The following is a 22318-nucleotide window of genomic DNA, read 5'->3' on the forward strand; positions in this document are numbered from 1 at the left end:
GATACTTGCCGGATGCCGCCCATGCCTTCCTCCTCGACGACGCCGCTCGACGTGCTCGGCCGCCCGGTCCTCGACGACGCCACCCGCCGCTGGCTCCCGTGGGTCGTCGCGCTGGCGTTCTTCATGCAGACGCTGGACACGACCATCCTCAACACGGCGCTGCCGGGCATGGCGCGCGACCTCGGCGAGGACCCGCTGCGGATGCAGTCCGCCGTCGTCGCCTACCTGCTCACGGTGGCCTTGCTGATCCCCGCGTCTGGGTGGCTGGCGGACCGCTTCGGGACGAGGACCGTCTTCCTGTGGGCGATCGGGCTGTTCAGCCTGGGCTCGCTGGCCTGCGCGGTGTCGCCCAGCCTGCATGTGCTGGTCGCGTCGCGGGTGGTGCAGGGCGTCGGTGGCGCGTTGCTGGTGCCGGTGGGGCGCCTGGTCGTGCTGCGGGCCTTTCCGAAGGCGGAGTTCCTCGCGGTGATGACCTTCATCAGCCTGCCGGGACTGGTCGGCCCCTTGCTCGGTCCGACGCTGGGCGGCGTGCTGGTGGAGTTCGTCAGCTGGCATTGGATCTTCCTGATCAACCTTCCAGTCGGCCTGGCTGGCGCCTTCGCCTGCCGGCGCTTCATGCCGGAGATCAAGGGGCCCATCGGCAAGCGCTTCGACTGGGGCGGCTACGGGCTGTTCAGCATCGGGCTGATGCTGATGTCGCTGGCGCTGCAGGGTTTCGGCGAGCACATGGTCAGCGTCGCCGTGTGCTTCGTGATGCTGGTCGCGGGCGTCGCCTGCATGATGGCCTACTGGCTGCATGCGACGCGCACGGAGGAGCCGCTCTTCACGCCCGCGCTCTTCGCCGTGCCGACCTTCCGCATCGGGCTGCTGGGCAACGTCTTCGCGCGGCTGGGCAGCGGCGCGACGCCGTTCCTGACGCCGCTGTTCCTGCAGGTGGGGCTGGGGTTCTCGCCGAGCGAGGCGGGCCTGTCCATGATCCCGTCGGTGCTGGGCGCGATGTTCACCAAGACGCTGGCGATCCGCCTGATCAAGCGCGCCGGCTACCGCCGGGTGCTGATCGTCAACACGCTGCTGCTGGGCGTGCTGATCGCGAGCTTCGCGCTGATCCCGCGCGGCGTCGGGCACGTCTGGCTCGCCATCCACCTGGGCCTGTTCGGGATGGTCAACAGCATGCAGTTCACCGCGATGAACACGCTGACGCTCGGCGACCTCGACGAGCGCACCGCCAGTCCCGGCAACAGCCTGCTGGCCGTGGTGATGCAGCTGTCGATGAGCCTGGGCGTGGCGACGTCGAGCGCCTTCCTGCTGCTGTTCTCGCACGGGCTGCCGCGCACCGAGGGTGCCGCGATCGTGCCCGCCTTCCACGGCACCTACCTCGCCCTCGGCGCCATGGCCGCGCTCGCGGCGTTCATCTTCTACCAGCTGCGCCGCGACGAGGGCGCGGCGGAGGAAACCGTCCAGTCGAAGCTGACCCCCGAAGAGTAGGAGCAGCAATGAAAAAGCCACCCCGAAGGGTGGCTTTGAGGGAGCGAGAGGGCCGGGAGGGTCTTGAGGCCCGGCGCTCAGCGCACGGTCACAGCACTTCGGAAGCGAAGTCCGCGAGTCGCGAGCGCTCGCCGCGTGCCAGCGTGACGTGCCCGCTGTGGGCCCAGCCCTTGAACTTGTCGACCGCGAAGGTCAGGCCGGAGCTGCCCTCGGTCAGGTAGGGCGTGTCGATCTGCGCCAGGTTGCCCAGGCAGACGATCTTCGTGCCCGGACCCGCGCGCGTGATCAGCGTCTTCATCTGCTTGGGCGTCAGGTTCTGCGCCTCGTCGATGATCACGTACTTGTTCAGGAAGGTGCGCCCGCGCATGAAGTTCAGGCTCTTGATCTTGATCTTGCTGCGCACCAGGTCGTTGGTGGCCGCGCGGCCCCATTCCCCGGCGCCGCTGTCGCCGCGTCCCAGCACTTCCAGGTTGTCGTCGAGGGCGCCCATCCACGGGCCCATCTTTTCTTCTTCCGTGCCGGGCAGGAAACCGATGTCCTCGCCCACCGGGACCGTCACGCGGGTGACGATGATCTCGGTGTAGCGGCGCTCGTCCAGCACCTGCGACAGGCCCGCGGCCAGCGTCATCAGGGTCTTGCCGGTGCCGGCCGAGCCGGTCAGGGTGACGAAGTCGCAGTCCGGATCCATCAGCAGGTTCAGCGCGAAGTTCTGTTCGCGATTGCGCGCGGTCACGCCCCAGACCGAGTGCTTCTGGTGGCCGAAGTCTTTCAGCGTGCGCAGCACGGCGGTCTTGCCGGTGATCTCCTGCACCTTGGCATAGAGCGGCGCGGCGCCCGGCGCTTCCAGGTAGATGAGCTGGTTCACCAGCAGCGTCGGCACCAGCGGACCGCTGATCCGGTAGAACGTGGTGCCGCCTTGCTGCCAGCTCTCCATCGTCTTGCCGTGGCGCTCCCAGAAGTCCGCCGGCAGCGCCTGGACGCCGGTGTAGAGCAGGTCGGAGTCTTCCAGCGTCTTGTCGTTGCGGTAGTCCTCCGCCGGCAGGCCCAGCGCGCGGGCCTTGATGCGCATGTTGATGTCCTTGGACACCAGCACCACCTCGCGGCCGGGCTGCTGCTGCTTCAGCGCCTGGACGACACCCAGGATCTGGTTGTCGGCCTTGCCCTGCGGCAGGCCCTGCGGCAGCGGTGTCTCGAACAGCGTGGTCTGGAAGAACAGCTTGCCGCCGGCTTCGCGGTGGCCGGTCTGGTCCAGCGGCAGGCCCTTGGACATCTCCTCGATCGTGCTCGACTTGAGGCTGGTGGCCAGCGCGTCCAGGTCGCGGCTGACCTGGCGCACGTTGCGGGCGACCTCGGTCATGCCCTTCTTGTGGCCGTCCAGTTCCTCGAGCGTGATCATCGGCAGATAGATGTCATGCTCCTCGAAGCGGAACAGCGACATCGGGTCATGCATCAGCACATTGGTGTCGAGCACGAACAGCTTGGGATCGCCGGCCGGCTTGCGCGCCTTGGCGCGGGTCGGGGCGGCCTTCTTCGCGGGGGTCTTGTCCGGGGCGGGCGACACCAGCGCCAGCGACGGCGAATTGCCGCCGCGCGCTTCCACCGGCTCGGCGCGCGAGCGGGCGTTGACCGCTGGCGGCAACGCGGGGGCGGCGACGGGACGGCTGGCCTCGGGTTCGGCTCTGTGGGCGGCCCTGCTCGCGGGGATCGGGGCGGCGATGGGGGCGGACGCTCTGGCCTCGTTCTGGGGGAGGCGTTTGCTGGGCGACAGATCGGTCGCGAAGGCGTCGGTATCTAGGCGGCTGGCGCGCTTGGTCGGAGGCTTGGGCAGTGGCATGTGCGGGGGTGACGGGCTTGCGTGATGAGCCTGGGTCGATGCGGACCAGGGGTCATGCCCCGGGCCTGACGGGCGGTGGCGATGCCGGAGGTATCGGCGGCATCGGGGGCCTCGAACTCGCACGCGGACCCCAGAAGGCAAAAAGCCGCACCGGGGCCGGTGCGGCTCGTCTTCGGGAAGTCATTCGCTGCGATCAGGCACAGGGGCATGCGACTGATTATGCACAACTCCCGGCCCGCGCCCGTGACGGGCGCAAGAAGTTCAGGCCCGGATCAGGCCGCTTCCTTCTTGAGGGCCTTGACGGCCTTCAGCACTTCCTCGACGTGGCCGGCGACCTTCAGGCCGCGCCACTCTTCGCGCAGGATGCCCTGGGCGTCGATCAGGAAGGTCGAGCGCTCGATGCCCTTGACCTTCTTGCCGTACATGATCTTGTTCTTCACCACGCCGAACATGTGGCAGAGTTTCTCTTCCGTGTCGGCGATCAGTTCGAACGGCAGTTCCAGGTTCTGCTTGAATTTGTCGTGCGAGGCCATGTTGTCGCGGGAGACTCCCAGCACGACGGCGCCGGCCTTGACGAATTCCTTGTGGTGATCACGGAACTGCATCGCTTCGGTCGTGCAGCCCGGGGTGTTGTCCTTCGGATAGAAGTACAGCACCACGACCCGACCCAGGAATTCCTTGGGAGTGAACTTCACGCCTCCCGTGGCAAGAGCTTCAATGTCCGGGAGGGGTTTGTTGAGCGCTGGCGTCATGTGGCGTTCTTCAGAGAGATGTGCCCGGGTGGGCATAGCCATCGATTATACGTTGAATGGGTTGTTCCTCGCCCCCTCTGACATGGACGAGTCAGCAGCCTCCCAGAGAGAGGGAGGGAAGCCGCCGGAGCAGCAGGGGTTGCGGTGACCTGAAGCTGCGCCTTCAGGCCTGGTTCAAGCCTGGTTCAGGCCAGGATCACCGTCCCATCCCGCCTGGTCACGCCTCGATGAGCAGTGCCGCCAGCACCGCGCGGCCTTCGCTCGCGAGCACGTTGTACGTGCGGCAGGCGGCGCCGATGTCCATCGTCTCCATGCCGATGCGGGCCTGGATCAGTCCCCGGTACAGCGCGGGCCGGACGAAGCGCAGCTTCGAGCCGCTGCCGAAGATCACGAGCTCCGGCTTGAGTGCCAGGATGCGTTCGAAGTGGGCCTCGGTGAGGTCCTCGAAGCGGGTGACGTCCCAGTTCTCCGGCTGCCCTTGCCAGGGCACCAGCACGCTGTGGGCCTGCTCGACGCCGTTGACCCACACGTGGTTCAGGTCGTGGGCCGAAATCATGTTGCCGCCGAGCGGCTGGTCGGGTTGAAATTTCATTGAGGGTGATTCTGGCAGCGACGGAGGGTGTCTCCCCGCGGGCGTGGGATTACCCGCGATTACCCTGTGTTTAAATCGATGGCCCTGCTTTTCCCCTGTGCGTTCCCCGTGTGGAACCCTTGAAACCTCGCCCGGAGTCATCTTGAGAACCGTCGCCAAGTCCAGCAAGCTTTCCAGCGTCAGTTACGACATCCGCGGGCCCGTGCTGGACAAGGCGCGGCAGATGGAGGAAGAGGGCCAGAAGATCATCAAGCTCAACATCGGCAACACGGCGGTGTTCGGGCTGACGCCGCCGGACGAGATCGTGCAGGACATGATCCGCAACCTGGCCGACGCCGGCGGCTACACCGACAGCAAGGGGCTGTTCGCGCCGCGCAAGGCGGTCGTGCACTACACGCAGGAGAAGGGCATCCGCGGCGTGACGGTGGACGACGTCTACCTCGGCAACGGCGCGTCCGAGCTGATCCAGATGGCGATCAACGCGCTGGTCAACGACGGCGACGAGATCCTGATCCCGTCGCCCGACTTCCCGCTGTACACGGCGGTGGTCGGCCTGTCGGGCGGCCGCCCGGTGCACTACCTGTGCGACGAGGGCACCGGCTGGCTGCCGGACCTGCAGGACATCGAGGCCAAGATTACGCCGCGCACCCGCGGCATCATGGTCTGCAACCCCAACAACCCGACCGGCGCGCTGTATCCGGACGACGTGCTGCTGGGCATCATCGAGATCGCGCGGCGCCACGAGCTGATCGTCTTCGCCGACGAGATCTACGACAAGACGCTCTACGACGGCAACACCCACACCAGCATGGCCAGCCTGGCCGACGACGTGCTGTTCGTGACCTTCAACGGCCTGTCGAAGAACTACCGCAGCTGCGGCTACCGCGCCGGCTGGATGGTGGTGTCGGGCGAGAAGCGCCATGCGCGCGACTACATCGAGGGCTTGAACATGCTGGCCTCGCTGCGCCTGTGCGCCAACACGCCGGGCCAGCTCGCGATCCAGACGGCGCTGGGCGGCTACCAGAGCATCAAGGACCTGGTCGCGCCGACCGGCCGGCTGTGCCACCAGCGCGACCTCGCGTACGAGCTGCTGACGCAGATCCCGGGCGTGAGCGTCGTCAAGCCCAAGGCCGCGCTGTACATGTTCCCCCGCCTCGACCCCAAGATCTATCCGATCGAGGACGACCAGCAGTTCGCCTACGAGCTGCTGGCCGAAGAGAAGGTGCTGATCGTCCAGGGGACGGGCTTCAACTGGAAAGCCCCCGATCATTTCCGGCTCGTGTTCCTGCCCAACACGGACGATCTCCGTGAAGCCATCGGCCGCATCGAGCGATTCCTGGCGCAATACCGCAAACGCCACGCACGCTGACCTCCCGACCTTCTGAAAGACAAGACGATGAACCCGATCAAAGTTGGCCTGCTGGGCATTGGCACCGTGGGCAGCGGCACCTTCCAGGTGTTGCGCCGCAACCAGGCGGAGATCCGCGGCCGTGCCGGCCGCGGCATCGAGATCGCGATGGTGGCCGACCTGGACGTCGAACGCGCCCGCAGCATCGTCGGCGACGCCTGCCCGGTGGTGGCCGACGCGCGCGACGTGATTGCGAACCCTGAGATCGACATCGTCGTCGAGCTGATCGGCGGCTACGGCATCGCGCGCACGCTGGTGCTGGACGCGATCAAGGCCGGCAAGCACGTGGTGACGGCCAACAAGGCGCTGCTGGCGGTGCATGGCAGCGAGATCTTCGCCGCCGCACGCGAGAAGGGCGTGATGGTCGCCTTCGAGGCCGCGGTGGCCGGCGGCATCCCCATCATCAAGGCGCTGCGCGAAGGCCTGACGGCCAACCGCATCGAGTGGATCGCCGGGATCATCAACGGCACGACCAACTTCATCCTGTCGGAGATGCGCTCCAAGGGGCTGGACTTCGCGACGGTGCTGAAGGAGGCGCAGCGGCTGGGCTACGCCGAGGCCGATCCGACCTTCGACATCGAGGGTGTGGACGCCGCGCACAAGGCGACGATCATGTGCGCGATCGCCTTCGGGATCCCGGTGCAGTTCGAGCAGGCGCATGTCGAGGGCATCACCGCGCTGCAGGCGACCGACATCAAGTACGCCGAGCAACTGGGCTACCGCATCAAGCTGCTGGGCATCGCCCGCAGAAGAGAGAACGGCATCGAGCTGCGCGTGCATCCGACGCTGATCCCGGCGGGCCGCCTGATCGCCAACGTCGAAGGCGCGATGAACGCGGTGCTGGTGCAGGCCGACGCCGTCGGCACGACGCTGTACTACGGCAAGGGTGCCGGCGCGGAGCCGACGGCCTCGGCGGTGATCGCCGACCTGGTCGACATCACGCGCCTGGCGACGGCCGATCCGGACCACCGCGTGCCGCACCTGGCCTTCCAGCCGGACGCGATGAACGACACGCCCATCCTGCCGATGGCGCAGGTGCAGACGGCGTTCTACCTGCGCCTGCGGGTGGCGGATCAGGCGGGCGTGCTGTCGAGCATCACCACCATCCTGGCCGAGCACGAGATCAGCATCGACGCGGTGCTGCAGCGCGAGTCGGCCGAAGGCGAGAGCCAGACCGACCTGATCATCCTGACGCACGACACGCAGGAAGGCCGCATGAGCGAGGCGCTGGCGAAGATGCAGGCGCTGACGACGGTGTTGGCGCCGATCGTGAAGCTGCGCAAGGAAGAGTTGGCGTGACAATGGCCGCCTGACGCCGCCCTGATCGAGATTTCCCCTCATGCCGAACGCCGCCCCCTCGTTGGAAGACCTGTACGACGCCTTGGACAACGAGGCGCCGTTGGACATCGACGACGCGGGGGATCGGGCGCTCTATGTGGCGGACCTTCACAAGACGGAAGGCCCCAGTCCCGTCGAAGAACTGATCTTCCAGGTCAAGCGCAACAAGACGCCCGGGGCCTGGTACTTCACCGGTCATCGCGGAGTCGGCAAGTCGACGGAGCTGCGTCGCGTCGCCCATGAACTCCGGCAGGCGGGGCATGTCGCCGTGGTTGCGGACATGGGCGAGTACCTGAACCTCGCCGAAGAGATCAGCATCGAGTTGCTGCTGCTCACGATGATGGCGGCGCTGTCGGAGGAAGTCGAACGATTGAGCGGTGGCGATCCGCTCGTCCGAGGCTACTTCACGCGCTTGAGGGACTATTTCACCCGAACCCAGGTCGACATCCCCGAGCTGACCGCGGGCGTCGATGCCGCGGGAGGCAAGCTCAGCGCGAAAGCCGTGTTGAAGAACAACCCGACGCTCCGCGAGAAGGTCGTCGGTGCGGTCCGGGAATCGCTGGGGACGTTCTCGGACGATGTCGAGGCCTTCGCCGACGAGATGGTCGGCTACCTGAAGAAGGACAACCCCAATCGCAAGGTCGTCCTGATCCTGGATTCGCTGGAGAGGCTGCGTTTCGGTGGCGTCGGTGCTGACAAGCGCTACGAGGCTATTCAACGGACGTTCGATACCTACGCGGAGCATCTCAAGTTCAAGTCGCTGAACGTGGTCTACAGCATTCCGCCGTACCTGCCGCATCTGGTGCCGAAGCTGGGGTCGTACTTCGGCGTCAACGTGTGCACGTTGCCGCACGTGAAGGTCTTCCAGCGACCGAAGGCGGCTGGAGAGCCGGCTCAGCCATTTGCTGAAGGCGTCCGGCTGATGAAAGAGTGTTTGAGCAAGCGTTATCCGCTGCTGGATCAGACGGTCGATCCCGGTCTGACCGAACGCCTGATTCAGGCCTCGAGCGGCAGTCCGCGTGAGTTCTTTCGCCTCATGCGCACGCTTTGCACGAAATCGATCCTGTCCGGAGAGAAAGTGCCGATGCTCAATGAGCGCTGGGCTCAGGCTGCGGAGCAGGAGCTTCGCAATGAGATGCCGCTCGCCGAGGCGGACATCCATTGGCTGAAGAAGGTGCGGGGCAGCAATGGCACCGGTCTGGACAAGATCGAGAACCTCTCCAGTCTCGCGAGACTGTTCGACAGCGGCCTCATCCTCGGCTATCGCAACAGCGAGGATTGGTGTGATGTCCATTGGCTGCTGCGCGGCGAGGTTGATGCGTATCAGCCGCCGGAACAGTGATGTCCGAGACTGCCGCCGAGTTGTCTCAAGCTGGAGCAGCGACGCCTGATGCGGTGTGGGCGGAAATGAATCTTCACTTGACGCGGTCCAAAGGGCTATGTCTTGTGTTTCTGTATACGGCAGATGTACGGCCACTCCTTGAAGTGCGTGGCCGGATTGATGACGTGTGGGCTTGGCGAACGGCACCATTGAGGCTCATCGAACCGGCGAACTCCCGTGACGTCACGGAGATCGTGCTGACCAGTCTCCAGGATGAAGTGCAGAGGCGCCCCGGGCTTCGAGCACCTGTTTGGGTGCAGCTCACCACACTAGACGTTGAGCGCGAAGGTGGATGGGACTCGGCAAGGCATCAAGTTCTCTACCGCTTGAATGAGTGGCGAAGTTGGCTGCAGCAAGAATTTAGACGACCGCTGATCATTGCGTTGCCTCTGGCTTGGCGAGCTGAGCTTCCCTCAGTCGCTCCGGACTTGTGGCACGTGCGGACAATGTCTGCTGTACTAAAGGTCATTAAACAGGGAAGAGCACCGGCGCAGGTGTCGACTTCGTCTCTGCGAGTCAGGGGAAGGGGATCCGACGAGCATTCAGTCGATGATCGGGAGTCGATTGCGCGCAAGCTCGAGGAACAGCGGGTAGCGGTTGAGCAGGCGCGTGCGCAGGCAGACGGGGGGAGCGAGTCCGCTCGGTTCAATCTCGCCTCGCAACTATCTCGACTTGGTCAATTGCTGTCTTTGCAAGACCGAGCTCAAGATGCCGTTGCTGTGTTGAAGGAGTCGGTGTCGCTCTGGATTGGACTCGGCAACACAGAAGCGCATTCATTTGCCGTGGAGCGGGCAGGTGCCTATGAGCGATTGGGCGACACGCTGTTAACGCTGGGTCAGTTTTCCGAAGCCAGAACAGCATACCAGGGGGCGGTGGCCGCGTATCAGGTGTTCTTGAAAATGCGGGACATGCCGATAGCTCGTGTTCTTCGAGCGGCAACGCTGCTTTCGAAGATTGGTGAAGCCTCTCAAGGTGATGGTCGTAGTGAAGAAGCGCGAGCAGCCTTCACGGGGGCTCGGAAGATGCTTGACCTTCTTCCTACCGAAGTCCGTGAGTTGCCGCCGTTTCAATCGTTGAATGCTGTGCTTCTTCAAAGAGAGGGTGAGCAACTGATTGGTGATGGTCGTGCGGATCTGTCAGTCGACTACTTCCGGCGCGCGGTAGAAATCCATCAGGTGCTACAACAGGGGGCCAGCGATCCTGTTTACTCGAAAACCATATTGGCCGTCGCGCTAACGAAACTTGGGCAAGCGCAGCTGTACATCAATCAAATTGATGCGGCACAACGATCGCTCGAGGAGGGTGTCTCACTTTTGCGGCAGAGCTACCTAAGTCGGCCCGACGATCTGGAAACTCTGCACGATCTGACGTGCGACATGGCAATCCTTGGTGACATCGCCGATAGGCAGGGTCGAACCAACGATGTCGCGGACCTCTACGCGGAGTCTGCCTCCTTGGCACGAGAATTCAGGGAGCGGGAAGGAGATACCCCACGTTCTTTGCGATTGCTCAACAACTCCCTTTCTCGGCTCGCTCAATCACAACTTCTTCAGGATGAAAAAGCCGCAGCCTTGTTGACTTTGGAAGAGGCTCTCAGCCTCTGCGAAGAACTTCTCCGCCGACTTCCAGATAACGCAGAGGATCTACGAGGCCTTACGGTGATTCTGGAAGGGCTTGGCTCGGTGCATATGCAACTTGAGAACCACGACGTGGCAATCAAGTGCTATGAGCGTAGTCTGCAGATTGGGCGACGCCTGGTGAGTCTTCCTGGTGCTTCGCCAATCGAGACGCGTCGCGATCTTGCCATGACGCTTGAGCGGCTGGGCGACGCTCTTCTCAATGCGGAGCAGAGCGGGGGGGCGCTACCTGTTTTGGAGGAGGCTCTTGGACACTATCGGGCATTGCGCGCGATTGAAGGAGATAGCCCCCGCGTGCTTGCCGAGGTTGCTGGAACATTGGAAAGCCTCGCCATTGCGGAGATCGAATGCTCGTCGGGTGATCTCACCATTCGTCAGACTACGGCCAAACGACACATCTCAGAAGCGCTCTTGTTGCGTCAACGTCTTGTTGAAGCATTCCCAAACCAGACAGTGAATCTAGAGGCGAATTCGCGTGCTTTAGAACTTCACGACTTTATCCATCGAACCATCCTGCCATCCCCGTGAAATACCTCAGCACCCGCGGCGACCGCGCCGAGCGCCACTTCTGCGACATCCTGCTGGAAGGCCTGGCGCCCGATGGCGGGCTGTACCTGCCGGTCTCATATCCGCAGATCGACACGGCCACGCTGGCGCGCTGGCGCGGCCTGTCGTACGCCGACCTGGCCTTCGAGATCCTGTCGCTCTACATCGACGACATCCCCGCCGCGGACCTGAAGGCGATCGCCCACCGGACCTACACCGAAGCCGTCTTCGGCACGCCGCAGATCACGCCGCTGAAGCCGCTGGAGCCAGGTCTTGCGCTGGTGGCCCTGTCCAACGGCCCGACGCTGGCGTTCAAGGACATGGCGATGCAGCTGCTCGGCCAGCTGTTCGAGTACGAACTGAAGCGCCGCGGCGAGACGCTGAACATCCTGGGCGCGACCTCCGGCGACACCGGCAGCGCTGCCGAGTACGCGATGCGCGGCAAGGCCGGCATCCAGGTCTTCATGCTCAGTCCGCACGGCCGCATGAGCCCGTTCCAGCAGGCGCAGATGTTCAGCCTGCAGGACCCCAACATCCACAACATCGCCGTGCAGGGCGTCTTCGACGACTGCCAGGACATCGTCAAGGCGGTGTCCAACGACCTCGAGTTCAAGCGCGGTCACCGCATCGGCACGGTCAACTCGATCAACTGGGCGCGGCTGCTGGCGCAGGTCGTCTACTACTTCGCCGCGTATTTCCAGGCGACGAAGACCGACGGCGAGCGCGTGAGCTTCACGGTGCCGTCGGGCAACTTCGGCAACGTCTGCGCGGGCCACGTGGCGCGCATGATGGGCCTGCCGATCGAGCGCCTCGTCGTGGCGACCAACGAGAACGACGTGCTCGACGAGTTCTTCCGCACCGGCCTCTACCGCCCGCGCGGCGCCGAGCACACGCTGGAGACCTCCAGCCCGTCGATGGACATTTCCAAGGCGAGCAACTTCGAGCGATTCGTCTTCGACCTGCTGGACCGCGACGGCGGCCGCGTGAAGCGGCTGTTCGGCGAGGAGTTGAGCTCGAAGGGCTTCTTCGAGATCACCGCCGAGGAACGCGCGCGCATCAGCGAGCGTTACGGTTTCGTCTCGGGCCGCAGCACGCATGAAGACCGCGTCGCGACCATCCGCCTGTGCCACCAGCAGTACGGCGTCGTCATCGACACGCACACGGCGGACGGCCTGAAGGTCGCGCTCGCCAAGCGCGAACCGGGCGTGACGATGCTCGTGCTGGAAACCGCGCTGCCGGCCAAGTTCGCCGTCACCATCGAGGAAGCGCTCGGCATCGTGCCGCCGCGTCCAGCTGCGCTGGCCGACCTCGAAACGCGCCCGAAGCGCGTCAGCGTGATGCCGGTCTCGGTGGAGCAGGTCAAGCAGTTCATCGTCGACCATGTCTGATCCGAAGAACGCCACGGGTGTTGCGGCGGCCACGCCTGTCGCTTCCGCTGCTGCCAACGCGGGCGCACCGCGCGCGCCGATGATGCCGATGGAGGAGGCGTTGGAGCGCCTGCTTTCGCAGGTCACGCCGCTCGGCCGGACCGAATCGGTGACGACGCCGCTGGCGCGCGGCCGTGTGCTGGCGCAGGACCTGGTCTCGCCGCTGGACGTGCCGCCCTACGACAACAGCGCGATGGACGGCTACGCGATGCGCGCGGCCGATGTCGCGGCACTGGGCGGTGAGGGTGCGGTGCTGCCGGTGTCGCAGCGTGTGCCGGCGGGCTCGGTGCCGCAACCGCTGCAGCCCGGCACGGCCGCGCGGATCTTCACCGGCGCGACGGTGCCCGAAGGCGCCGACTCGGTGCTGATGCAGGAGCAATGCGAGGCGATCGCCGATGCCGCGGGCGCGGCAGGCAGCCTCGGCCAGGTGCGCATCAATGGGCCGCTGACCGTGGGTCTCCACATTCGTCGACGCGGCGAGGACCTGCGCGTCGGGCAGCCGGTGCTGAGCACCGGCATGCGTCTGAACGCGGCCTCGCTGGGCCTGGCCGCGACGGCCGGCGCGGCGGCGCTGACGGTGGCGGCGCGTCCTCGCGTCGCGCTGTTCTCGACCGGCGACGAGCTGGTGCTGCCCGGCCAGCCGCTGGGTCCCGGCCAGATCTACAACTCCAACCGCACGACGCTGCACGCGCTGCTGCTCGCGATGGGCTGCGACGTGCGCGACCTCGGCATCGTGCCCGACTCGCTCGAGGCGACCCGCGCGGCGCTGCGCGAGGCGGCCAAGGACGCGGACCTGATCCTCAGTTCGGGCGGCGTGTCCGTCGGCGAGGAAGACCACCTGAAGCCCGCGCTCGAACACGAGGGCCGGCTGGACCTGTGGCAGATCGCGATCAAGCCGGGCAAGCCGCTGGCGTTCGGCGAAGTCACGAGTACCGGCGGGCGGACATGGTTCATCGGGCTGCCGGGCAATCCGGTGTCGAGCTTCGTGACCTTCCTGCTGTTCGTGCGGCCGGTGCTGCTGCGCATGCAGGGCGCGACGCAACTGACGCCGCGAGCCTTGCCGCTGCCGGCCGAGTTCACGTGGACGAAGGCCGACAAGCGCCGCGAGTTCCTGCGTGCGAAGCTGAGCGACGCGGGCGGGCTGCAGCTGTTCGGCAACCAGAGTTCCGGCGTGATGAGCTCGGCGGCCTGGGCCGACGGCCTGATCGACCTGCCGCCGGGCAGCACGGTAGCACCGGGTCAGGTCTTGCGCTTCATTCCGTTCAACGAGCTGTTCTGACCCCTGTTCTGACGAATAGACCCGAGATGACGATCACCGTGCGCTACTTCGCCTCGCTGCGCGAGGCCCTGGGGACCGACGAGCGCTTCCCGCACCATGCCGGCGCGACGCTGGGCTCGATCCGCGACGCGCTGATCGCCAGCGACGCGGCACACGCGGAAGCGCTGGCGCGCGGCCGCGCGATCCGTTGCGCGCTGAACCAGCAGATCCTGCCGGAGGACACGCCGGTCGAGGATGGCGCGGAAGTGGCGTTCTTCCCGCCGGTCACGGGCGGCTGAGTCCGGCGGCGGGGCCACCGCCGACGCCGATGCTGAAGCACGCGACGCGCTCGACTGCGTCGCTGTCGCTCCTCACTCCTTGAAATAGACCATCTGGTGCGTGCTGGCCAGCATGTGGCCGTCGTCGCTCCAGACTTCGGCGGTCTGGTCGAAGTAGCCGTTGCGGAAGTTGAGCGCCTTCGCCATCGCGAGCACGTGGCGGTCGCCCTGCTGCGCGAGCATGGCCGAGTCCGCATGGAAGTAGGTCGTCAGCGTCACGGTGCCGATCGCGCCGGGCTTGCGGCGGCGCACGAAGATGCGCGGGAAGAAGCTGTCGCAGATCGCGGCCAGGGACGGGAAGTCCATCGGTCGCGCGGGTTCGTCGCGGACCCAGTAGCGGCTGATCGAGTGCGGCTGCTCCTGGCCGTCGAACGGCCCTGGTCCGAAGCCGGGTAGGAAACGCATGTCGTAGCGCGAGACCCAGGCGGGCAGGAAGCCGACCTTCGGTAGCGGCTTCAGTTCCGAGGCTGGCGGGATGTCCGCCGGGAGCTCGGCTTCCTTCGCGGACCACGTCTCGCGACGCTGCGCGAAGACGGCGCTGCCGGTGGCGGCGACCTCGCCGTTCTGCGTGAGCTCCAGCACCCAATGCTGCGTCGACCGGTTCGTGCGGGCGGGTCGCGCCTCGACCTCGAAGGCGCCGTCGGCGAGCGGGCTGCAGAAGTTGATCGTCAGCGCGATCGGCTCGCCGATGCGCTCGGAATGCAGCAGCGCCGCATTGAGCATCGCAGCCCCGGTCGTGCCGCCGAACGGTCCGACCATGTTGGCGTACGCCGGATTCGTCGCGCCGGCGAAGCGGTGTCCGCCGGCGGGGGCGAGGAGGATGGCCTGGTCGAGGTCGTGGGGCATTGGCACTCCGAGATGTGCATGGTTGAGTCGATTCTGCTCAATCGTGCAGGAGCGGGCTGTCACCTCAAGGACCCGATGGCTATGCATGAGCTGCGGCGCAACGTCTTCAAGTCGGCGTGTCGATGATTTCAACCGGGATGAGTGATTGGCACGAGACGTCCATTTGCCATCATGAGACTTCGGATGGAGATGCCATGAACGAGTTGCTTGAAGAGATTTATCCCGGGGAAATTCTCCTCGAGGAATTCATGAAGCCGATGAGGCTGACCGCTCGTCAACTTGCGGCGGACATCGACGTCCCTCCGAGCCGCGTGAGCGATCTGGTGAACGGCCAGCGGCCAATTACCGTCGACACGGCGATGCGGCTCGGACTGTTTTTCAGCATGGATCCGCGGTTCTGGCTGAACCTGCAGGCCGAGTACGACATTCGTGTTGCGACTCGCGACCTGATGCCGACGCTGGAGGCGCGAGTTCGCGTCTATCAAGCGAATCTCGCCTGATCAAGACATGCGCAGAACGCGCCCTGCGACGACTTCACCTTGCGTGAACGCCTCTTCGAACACCGAGTATCCCGCCAGGTCCGCATGCGCGAAGTGGAGCCGACCTTGCGCGCGCTCGCGCAGCGCGGCCAGCGCCTGCGACCCGCGCAGCCCCGGATGCGGAATGCTCATCGCGTGTCCGTAGCGCATGAGCTCGATGCGCTGCAGCCGCTCCGGCAGGTCCGGATGCAGGGGCGCCATATCCGCGAACACGCGGGCGCTCCAGGCGCGCCAGTCGTCCTGCAGCAGGTCCTTGCGCTGCGACTCGCGCAATGAGCGGTAGGCCGTCAGCACCATCGGACCGCGGCTCGGGTCGAGGTCCTGCTGGTTCGCGTTGACGTAGCCCAGCGCCTCGCCGCCGTAGGCGACGTTGTCCCAGGACATCGGCACGCCGAGCCGCTCCAGCGGTGGCGCGTCCAGCAGCAGGTTCGCGACGAGCCACGGCGCGTAGCGCATGATGCCCGCGGCCTCTTTCAACGCGGACGGCGGCTGCTCCGGCAGCCTCGCCGCGATGAACAGCGGCATCGCCATCACGACCTGATCGGCTTCCCACCGCTCCGCCATCTGGTCCTTGTCGTTCCAGACGAGCACCTGCACCCCATGGCGTTCCTCGCGCACGCGCAGCGCCGTGCGACCGCCGTGGAAGGCGTCCGCCAGCGGCGCGGCCAGGCGCTCCGACAACCAGCCGTTGCCTTGCGGCCAGGTCAGCACGGCTTCGCGTTCCTCGCCGCTCATGAAGCCGTGACGGCTGCCGAAGTAGTGCAGCCCCGCCCAGGCGGAGACCTGCGTCGCATCGGCGCCGTAGTCGTCGCGGCAGCAGTAGTCCAGGTACCAGCGCAGCGGGGCCGCGGTCAGCGCGTGCTCATCGAGCCACGCGGCGAAGGTCTTCGCGTCGAGCGCCTGATGCGCCGGCGTCCACGCGTGATGCGTGCTCGGCATCGCGAAGCCGACTTCGTGCCGCGCCTGGTCGACCAGCTCGCCGAAGCGGCGGTACTGCGCCTGCACCTCCGGCGATTCGGCCGGCGGCAGCAACCCGTCGACCCACTGGTCGTGCCACCAGAGCCGCTCCTGCGGGCTGTGGCAGAGCCAGCGTTCCTCGTAGACGGTGCGGCCCTGTTCCTGGCGTGCGAGGCCGAGGTCCTCCAACAACGCGCGCACCTCGACGGCCTCCGGTCCCGGCGTGGGCAGGTAATGAGCGCCGAGCGGGCAACGCAGCCCCTCGCCGAGCGCCGGACCCGCGCCGATGCGATGGCCGCGGCTGTTGCCGCCGGGGCGGTCCTCCAGGTCCAGCAGCGCGACATCGACGCCTTGCAGCCGCAGCCGACGCGCGCAGGCGAGTCCCGCGATCCCCGCGCCGAGCACCAGCACCTGCGCGCGCTTGGCCGCGCCGGTGGCCGCCGACCAGACGGGCAGGGCGCCGCGCAGCCGATGACCGCGCTCCCAGTTCGCGCCGGTCCATCCGCCGGGCAGTTCCGCGATGCGTTCCGCCAGCCGGTCGGCGAGCGGCCGCGCTTCGCGTCCGCAGGCCGACAGCATCGGCAGCAGGGAAGCCGCCAGCGTGCGCGTCAGCAGGTCGCGGCGCTTCAATGCAGCTTGCCCCATTCGCGCTCGAACTCGTGGACCAGCACCTGGTTGGACAGCCGGTTCACTTCGAGGTGCTCCGGCCGCGCCATGTCCGGAGGGAAGCTCATCAGCGCCGGAATGCCGTCGAGGCTCAGGAAGCGCAGACCGTCGGGCAGCTTCCTCGGCATCGACCACGGCCGCCGGCTCGCCAGCACGAAGCCCCATTCGCCGAAGCTCGGCACGTGCGCGTGGTACGGCGTCGCGGTGAGGCCGACCGACTCCACCGTGTTCACCACGGTCCAGAACGCGCGCGGCGCCACCAGCGGCGAGGTCGACTGGATCACCGCATACCCCGACGCGCTCAGGTGCTGGTCGACCATCTTGTAGAGGCTGGCCGTGTACAGCTTGCCGAGCGCGAAATTGCTCGGGTCGGGGAAGTCGATGACGATGACGTCGAAGATCTCGTCCGTCGTCTCCAGCCAGCCGAAGGCGTCGGTGTTGACGATGTGCAGCTTCGGGCTCAGCAGCGCGTCCCGGTTCAGCTGCTTGAGCAGCGGCATCGTCGAGAACAGCGTCGTCATGTGCGGGTCGAGCTCGACCAGCGTGATCTGCTCGACTGACGGATAGCGCAGGATCTCGCGCACCGCCATGCCGTCGCCGCCGCCCAGCACCAGCACCTTGCGCGGCGCGCCCTGCGCGGCCATCGCGGGATGCACCAGGGCCTCGTGATAGCGGTACTCGTCGCGCGAGTGGAACTGCAGGTTGCCGTTGAGGAACAGCCGCGTGCCCGCCGCGCCCTGCGTGACGACGATGCGCTGGTAGTTGCTGCTTTCCTTGAAGACGATCTGCTCGCCGTAGAAGCGGTCCTCGGCCCAGGTGCTGAGCCGGTCGGCGCCGGCCATCGCCGCGGCCAGCAGCCCGATCGAGACCGCGCAGGTCAGCGCGTGCGACCGCCAGCCGCGCAGCTCCGCGCGGAACAGCCACAGCGCCCACACCGCGACGGCGACGTTCAGCAGGCCGAAGAACAGGCCGGTGCGCACCAGCCCGAGGTTGGGCACCAGCAGCAGCGGGAAGGCGACGGCGACCAGCAGCGCGCCGAGGTAGTCGAAGGTCAGCACCTGCGACACCAGTTCCTTGAGCGCGTAGCGCTGGCGGAAGTGGCGCTTGAGGATGCGCATCACCAGCGGGATCTCCAGGCCCACCAGCGTGCCGACCAGCAGCACCAGTCCGTACAGCAGCACGCGGAAGGCGGCGACCTGCGACGGCGGCAGCAGGCTGTGCGCGGTGAAGAGCGCGGCGGGCATCAGGCCGCCGATGACGCCGACGAGCAGCTCAAGGCGCAGGAAGTGCGCGACCAGTTGCCGGTCGATGTAGCGCGACAGCCAGGAGCCCACGCCCATCGCGAAGAGGTAGGCGCCGATGATGGTCGAGAACTGCAGGACGGAGTCGCCGAGCAAGTAGCTCGCGAGCGCGCCGGCGGCCAGCTCGTAGACCAGCCCGCAGGCGGCGATGACGAAGACGCTGGCGAGCAGCAGCACCTCGGGCAGCGAGGCGCGCGCGGGGGCGTCGTCGACGGTGGGCTCTTGGGACATGGGGCGCGAGGCTATCACGCGCGCGAGGGCGGTTTCAGCCTTGACGCGCCGCCTCGGCCAGCGCGTGCGCATAGGCGTCGATGAAGGCCTCGCGCTGGCGCCGGAAGTCCGCAGCGGAGGTGAACACCGTCTCCTTCTGGTTCAGCAGATAGGCGGTGACGATGGCCGCCTGCCGGGGCAGGAAGAAGTGGAACTGCGCCGGCACGGCACTGGCGGCGAAGAGGTTCTCGGCTGCCAACAGCGTGTCCACGCCGTGCACCGGCTTGTCCGACAGCTCGACCATCGGGCGACCCGGTTCCAGGGCGGCCTCGAATTTCTTCCGGACATCCTCCGGCTGCGTCTTCAGCCAGGCCGGCAGCGCGCTGGCCTTGCGTTCATGCATGTTGCGCAGCGCTTCCGCGCACAGCGCGCGGTCGCGGTCGAACTGGGCCGGATCGGAGAGCTCCACCTTCACGTTCGCGAAGACCTGGCCGCTGGTCAAGGCATACATCGCCCGCACACCGGCGCGGATCGAGACGCGCTCGGTGCGCACCGCGCCGCTGGCGGACACGGGCGGAATCTGGAGTTCCCGCCAGGCCGGTCCGTCGCCGCGGAGATCCAACTGGCGCAACTCGACCTCGCTGCCCAGACGGGGAGGCACCAGCCGGTTGAGCGGCGGCGGCAGTGTGGCGGGGTTCGGCGCTTCCGTGGCGGCCAGCAGCGGTCGCGAGTTCGCCGCCGCCACGGTGAGGGCCGCGGCCCGGCGGAGAAGGGTGCGTCGATCCATCGGTTCTCTCCCTGTTGTCGATCCGTCGCGATGCAGTCTATGCGTGGCGGAGCGCCACAGGCGCGACACCCTCCACTGGGGGAAATCCGGTCCGATCCCGATACCGATCAGCAACAAACGGCCTCTACAGTCCGCCCTTGGCTTGACGGCGGGATCGTGCGTCCCCGTTCAGGCCGCGAGGTCCATGCCGCCAGCCCATGCCAGACAACAAGCCGCCCAACAAGCCGCCTTTTCCTTCCGCCCTGCAGGCCGGCCTGCTCCTGCTGGCCGCGCTGGTGCTGCAGCAGCTCGTCGGCGCGGCGCTCTACGACGTCCGCGAGACCCTGGGGCTGACCCTCGAGCAGATGACCGTGCTCATCACGGTGCTGGCCGACGGCATCGTCATCGCCGTGGCGATGCAGATGCAGGGCGTCGGTTATCGGGACGTGATCCATCCCGACCGGTCGTCCCTGCTGCCGACGCTGGTGCTGGTCGTGCCGGCGGTGCTGCTGCTGACGCCGCTGCTCCTGCTGCTGAACTCGGTGCTCTTCACCGGCCTGCAGGCCGTGCTGCCGCTCTCGGACTACGAGGCCCGGGCGTTCACCGAGCTCCATGAGCCCACGCTCTCTATGGCGCTCATGGTCTGCGTGGTGGCGCCGGTCGTGGAAGAGCTGCTCTTCCGGGGCGTGCTGCTGCGCGGCTTCCTGCAGCGTTATCCGCGCGGCCTGGCGATCGGTTATTCCGCGCTGTACTTCGGCGTCGCGCATCTGAACATCTACCAGTTCTGCCTCGCTTTCCTGCTCGGACTGCTGCTCGGTCTGCTGTACGAGCGGGGGCGCTCGCTGATGCCGTGCATCGCGTTGCACGCGGCGTTCAACACCATCGGCTTCGTGCTGGGCAATTCCGGCGAGGCGGCATCGGACGCGGCGGGTGCGGCCGCGACGGATTCGGCCCTGGCGTCGGGCGCCTCGGGCGCGACGCTGTTGTGGCTGACGGCCCTGGTCGCCGCGGCGCTCGGCGCGCTGGCGCTGCAGAAGTTGCTGGGGCTGTGGCGGCGATGACCTGATCAGGCCGCGAGCCGGTGCTCGTAGAACGGGCGCTCGCGGTCGTCGAGCAGGCGTTGCATGGCCTCCACGTCGCCTTGCGGATTCAGCCACGCGTCGAGATTGGATTCCTTGATCGGAATGACGCAGCGGTCGTGTCCCGTGGCCGCGATCTCGGGCGGCGGGTCGTCGGTGATCGCGGCGAAGGAGAGCAGGGGCGGCTCCCCGGGCGATTCCGACGATTCCCAGCGCGACCACAGGCAGGCCACCAGCATGTCGCCATGGCTTTGCGGACGGAACTCCAGCACCACCTTGCCGCCGTCGCGCTCGACGATTTCGAAGAACGCGTCCGCGACCATCACGCCGTGGCTCACGCCGAACTGGCCCTTCCAGAAGCCGGAGAGCGCGTCACGCCGTGCGTTGTAGGTGCCCGGGTACTTGGTGTCGAAGAATGCCGGCTTGGTGGCGGGGCGGCATTGGTAGCGCATCGGCTTGAGCACGCGCTGGCCGTTCTCCATGACGAGGACGGGCACGTACCAGCCGGGGTAGATGCGCGAGTCCTGTTCCTCGGTGGGCAGGTCGCGGCGCAGGTCGCCGAGCCATCGCAGGCGCTGGTCGATCTTGTTCAGGGCGATGCGCCGGCCGTCCTCGGCGGACTGGGTGGGCCTGGCGGCGAGCTTGCGTTCGGCATCGGCGACACGTCGGCGAAGGTCGAAGAGCTCCTGCTCGATCTCCGAGGTCCGCGTCGCGCGGTAGCGGACGATGGGCTCCCAGGCGCGGTGCTCTTCCTCCGTGCGCGGGTCCGCGAACATGGCCTCCATCGTCTTGGGGAGGGGCAGCCTGCGGCCGTCGGCGCGTTCCCAGAAGAGCTCGATGTAGTCGGCCAGCGAGATCTTCACGCCCAGGCGGACGCAGAAGGTCTTCCACTCCTGGCGGATGCGGGCGCTGTAGCACATGGGGCGATGCTAGCGCCGGGGCGGCGGCGGGCGCGACCCTCAAACGCGGGCCCGATCGCACGCCTCATTGCTGGCGGCGATCGCCCACGCTGAACATCACCCACTCCGGCCGCATGTTGATGCGGATCGGATAGATGCTGACGCCCAGGCCGCTGGTGATGTAGACCGGCCGGCCGCCGACGTCGACCCAGCCGTGGGTCTCGTCCTTGGGCCAGCCGTGCGGGGCGACGGCGGAGCCGTAGAAGGGGATCCAGACCTGCCCGCCGTGCGTGTGCGCGGCCACGGCAAGACCTGGCACCGGCGGAAGGTTGCGCGCGCTGGCCGGGTCATGCATGAGCGTGAGCGCCTGGGCGCCGGCGGGCAGCTGGAGCGCGGCACGGACCGGGTCGCTGCGCATGGACGTCCTGTCGCCGATGCCCAGCACCCACACGTCGGTGCCGGGCAGCGGCACGGCTTCGTTGAGCAACACCTTGATGCCGGCCGCGCCCAGCGCCGCATTGAACCCGGGGCCGTCGGTCCACCAGTCGTGGTTGCCCAGCACCGCGTACACGCCGCGCGTGGCCCGCAGTCGGCCCAGCACGGCCGCTACATCCGCCGGCGTGGTGCCGTCCTCGCCGCGGCCGGAGATGAAGTCGCCGGGCAGCAGCACGACATCGGGCTTGGCGGCGTTGATCTCGTCGACGATGGCGTTGGCGCGGGCGATGGTCATGACGCGCTTGAACTCGTGCGCGATGTGCCAGTCCGAGGCGACCACGACCTTCAATCCCGGCGGCCCGCGCCAGCCGGGCACCTCGACGGGAATGTCGCGCCGGGCGACCCAGCGTGGCTCGATCAGCAGGCCCCAGACCGCCAGCAAGGCGAGGGCGAGCAGCAGGCAGAGCAGGAACTTGAAGAACTTGCGGAGCGCGGACAGCAGCATCGAGAGGCGTCGGGGACGTCGTGGATCTAACGGGTTGGGTCGCAGTATCGATGGATCCGCCCGTCGGTCTGGGCGCACAGGAGTCCCGCGCCGATCACGCGTGCCCGCGTCAGCGGGGC

At 66.9% G+C, this 22318-nt stretch carries 19 protein-coding genes; 10 read left to right on the plus strand and 9 right to left on the minus strand.

The features are described from left to right. Positions 1 to 21 precede the first annotated feature (21 nt). A complete protein-coding gene (gene mdtD, locus AC07OZ_RS00315) occupies positions 22 to 1485 on the plus strand; it encodes a multidrug transporter subunit MdtD (protein ID WP_495465202.1) in 1464 nt (487 codons plus the stop codon). Positions 1486 to 1573: 88 nt separating this feature from the next. On the opposite strand, the gene AC07OZ_RS00320 is transcribed toward mdtD, so the two are convergent. The 3 genes from AC07OZ_RS00320 to AC07OZ_RS00330 all read right to left on the minus strand — a co-directional run bounded on the left by AC07OZ_RS00320 (position 1574) and on the right by AC07OZ_RS00330 (position 4663). Continuing rightward, positions 1574 to 3319: a PhoH family protein gene (locus tag AC07OZ_RS00320; RefSeq protein WP_495465203.1), complete on the minus strand. Its 1746-nt coding sequence runs from the start codon at positions 3317 to 3319 to the stop codon at positions 1574 to 1576. Positions 3320 to 3591: 272 nt separating this feature from the next. Next, positions 3592 to 4071, minus strand: coding sequence for a peroxiredoxin (locus AC07OZ_RS00325; RefSeq protein WP_067270239.1), 480 nt, complete (start codon positions 4069 to 4071; stop codon positions 3592 to 3594). Between the two features lie 217 nt (positions 4072 to 4288). Beyond that, on the minus strand, positions 4289 to 4663 hold the full coding sequence (locus tag AC07OZ_RS00330) for an Mth938-like domain-containing protein (protein ID WP_495465204.1): 375 nt from the start codon (positions 4661 to 4663) through the stop codon (positions 4289 to 4291). 142 nt (positions 4664 to 4805) lie between these two features. On the opposite strand from AC07OZ_RS00330, the gene AC07OZ_RS00335 reads away from it, so the two are divergent. From AC07OZ_RS00335 to AC07OZ_RS00365, 7 genes are all read left to right on the plus strand, one after another. Then, positions 4806 to 6032 (plus strand): pyridoxal phosphate-dependent aminotransferase, encoded by a 1227-nt coding sequence (locus tag AC07OZ_RS00335; RefSeq protein ID WP_495465205.1) that lies wholly within the window; start codon positions 4806 to 4808, stop codon positions 6030 to 6032. 27 nt (positions 6033 to 6059) lie between these two features. After that, positions 6060 to 7370 (plus strand): homoserine dehydrogenase, encoded by a 1311-nt coding sequence (locus AC07OZ_RS00340; RefSeq protein WP_495465206.1) that lies wholly within the window; start codon positions 6060 to 6062, stop codon positions 7368 to 7370. Between the two features lie 40 nt (positions 7371 to 7410). Further along, positions 7411 to 8751 (plus strand): hypothetical protein, encoded by a 1341-nt coding sequence (locus AC07OZ_RS00345; RefSeq protein WP_495465207.1) that lies wholly within the window; start codon positions 7411 to 7413, stop codon positions 8749 to 8751. Continuing rightward, positions 8751 to 10955, plus strand: coding sequence for a hypothetical protein (locus tag AC07OZ_RS00350; RefSeq protein ID WP_495465208.1), 2205 nt, complete (start codon positions 8751 to 8753; stop codon positions 10953 to 10955). The genes AC07OZ_RS00345 and AC07OZ_RS00350 overlap by 1 nt, the downstream gene beginning before the upstream one ends. After that, positions 10952 to 12361 carry a threonine synthase gene (thrC, locus tag AC07OZ_RS00355; protein ID WP_495465209.1) on the plus strand — a complete coding sequence of 470 codons (1410 nt, stop codon included), beginning with the start codon at positions 10952 to 10954 and terminating at the stop codon, positions 12359 to 12361. Before AC07OZ_RS00350 ends, thrC begins: the two co-directional genes overlap by 4 nt. A 79-nt stretch (positions 12362 to 12440) precedes the next feature. Beyond that, positions 12441 to 13679 (plus strand): molybdopterin molybdotransferase MoeA, encoded by a 1239-nt coding sequence (locus tag AC07OZ_RS00360; protein ID WP_495466463.1) that lies wholly within the window; start codon positions 12441 to 12443, stop codon positions 13677 to 13679. Between the two features lie 26 nt (positions 13680 to 13705). Then, positions 13706 to 13957, plus strand: a complete 252-nt coding sequence (locus AC07OZ_RS00365) for a MoaD/ThiS family protein (protein WP_088408244.1) — start codon at positions 13706 to 13708, stop codon at positions 13955 to 13957. A gap of 72 nt (positions 13958 to 14029) precedes the next feature. Here AC07OZ_RS00365 and AC07OZ_RS00370 read toward each other — a convergent pair whose 3' ends face one another. Continuing rightward, entirely contained in the window at positions 14030 to 14842 is an 813-nt protein-coding gene (locus tag AC07OZ_RS00370; protein WP_495465210.1) for a thioesterase family protein, read from the minus strand. A 194-nt stretch (positions 14843 to 15036) separates the two neighbouring features. Between AC07OZ_RS00370 and AC07OZ_RS00375 the strand changes: the two genes are divergently transcribed. Beyond that, positions 15037 to 15342 carry a HigA family addiction module antitoxin gene (locus tag AC07OZ_RS00375; protein ID WP_495465211.1) on the plus strand — a complete coding sequence of 102 codons (306 nt, stop codon included), beginning with the start codon at positions 15037 to 15039 and terminating at the stop codon, positions 15340 to 15342. Here AC07OZ_RS00375 and AC07OZ_RS00380 read toward each other — a convergent pair whose 3' ends face one another. Genes AC07OZ_RS00380 through AC07OZ_RS00390 form a run of 3 tightly spaced genes read right to left on the minus strand, consistent with a single transcriptional unit; the run spans position 15343 to position 19302 of the window. Further along, positions 15343 to 16983, minus strand: a complete 1641-nt coding sequence (locus AC07OZ_RS00380; RefSeq protein WP_495465212.1) for a flavin monoamine oxidase family protein — start codon at positions 16981 to 16983, stop codon at positions 15343 to 15345. Beyond that, positions 16965 to 18536 (minus strand): polyamine aminopropyltransferase, encoded by a 1572-nt coding sequence (locus AC07OZ_RS00385; RefSeq protein ID WP_495465213.1) that lies wholly within the window; start codon positions 18534 to 18536, stop codon positions 16965 to 16967. The genes AC07OZ_RS00380 and AC07OZ_RS00385 overlap by 19 nt, the downstream gene beginning before the upstream one ends. A 34-nt stretch (positions 18537 to 18570) precedes the next feature. After that, on the minus strand, positions 18571 to 19302 hold the full coding sequence (locus AC07OZ_RS00390; RefSeq protein ID WP_495465214.1) for a hypothetical protein: 732 nt from the start codon (positions 19300 to 19302) through the stop codon (positions 18571 to 18573). A 197-nt stretch (positions 19303 to 19499) separates the two neighbouring features. Between AC07OZ_RS00390 and AC07OZ_RS00395 the strand changes: the two genes are divergently transcribed. Further along, entirely contained in the window at positions 19500 to 20342 is an 843-nt protein-coding gene (locus AC07OZ_RS00395; protein ID WP_495465215.1) for a CPBP family intramembrane glutamic endopeptidase, read from the plus strand. A 5-nt stretch (positions 20343 to 20347) separates the two neighbouring features. Here the strand turns inward: AC07OZ_RS00395 and AC07OZ_RS00400 are convergent, their stop codons facing one another. Both AC07OZ_RS00400 and AC07OZ_RS00405 read right to left on the minus strand, forming a co-directional pair. Next, positions 20348 to 21280: an SOS response-associated peptidase family protein gene (locus AC07OZ_RS00400; RefSeq protein ID WP_495465216.1), complete on the minus strand. Its 933-nt coding sequence runs from the start codon at positions 21278 to 21280 to the stop codon at positions 20348 to 20350. A 64-nt stretch (positions 21281 to 21344) separates the two neighbouring features. Further along, entirely contained in the window at positions 21345 to 22199 is an 855-nt protein-coding gene (locus AC07OZ_RS00405) for a metallophosphoesterase (RefSeq protein WP_495465217.1), read from the minus strand. Positions 22200 to 22318 lie beyond the last annotated feature (119 nt).

It is taken from the genome of Roseateles sp. GW821-FHT09G03 (assembly GCF_059416045.1).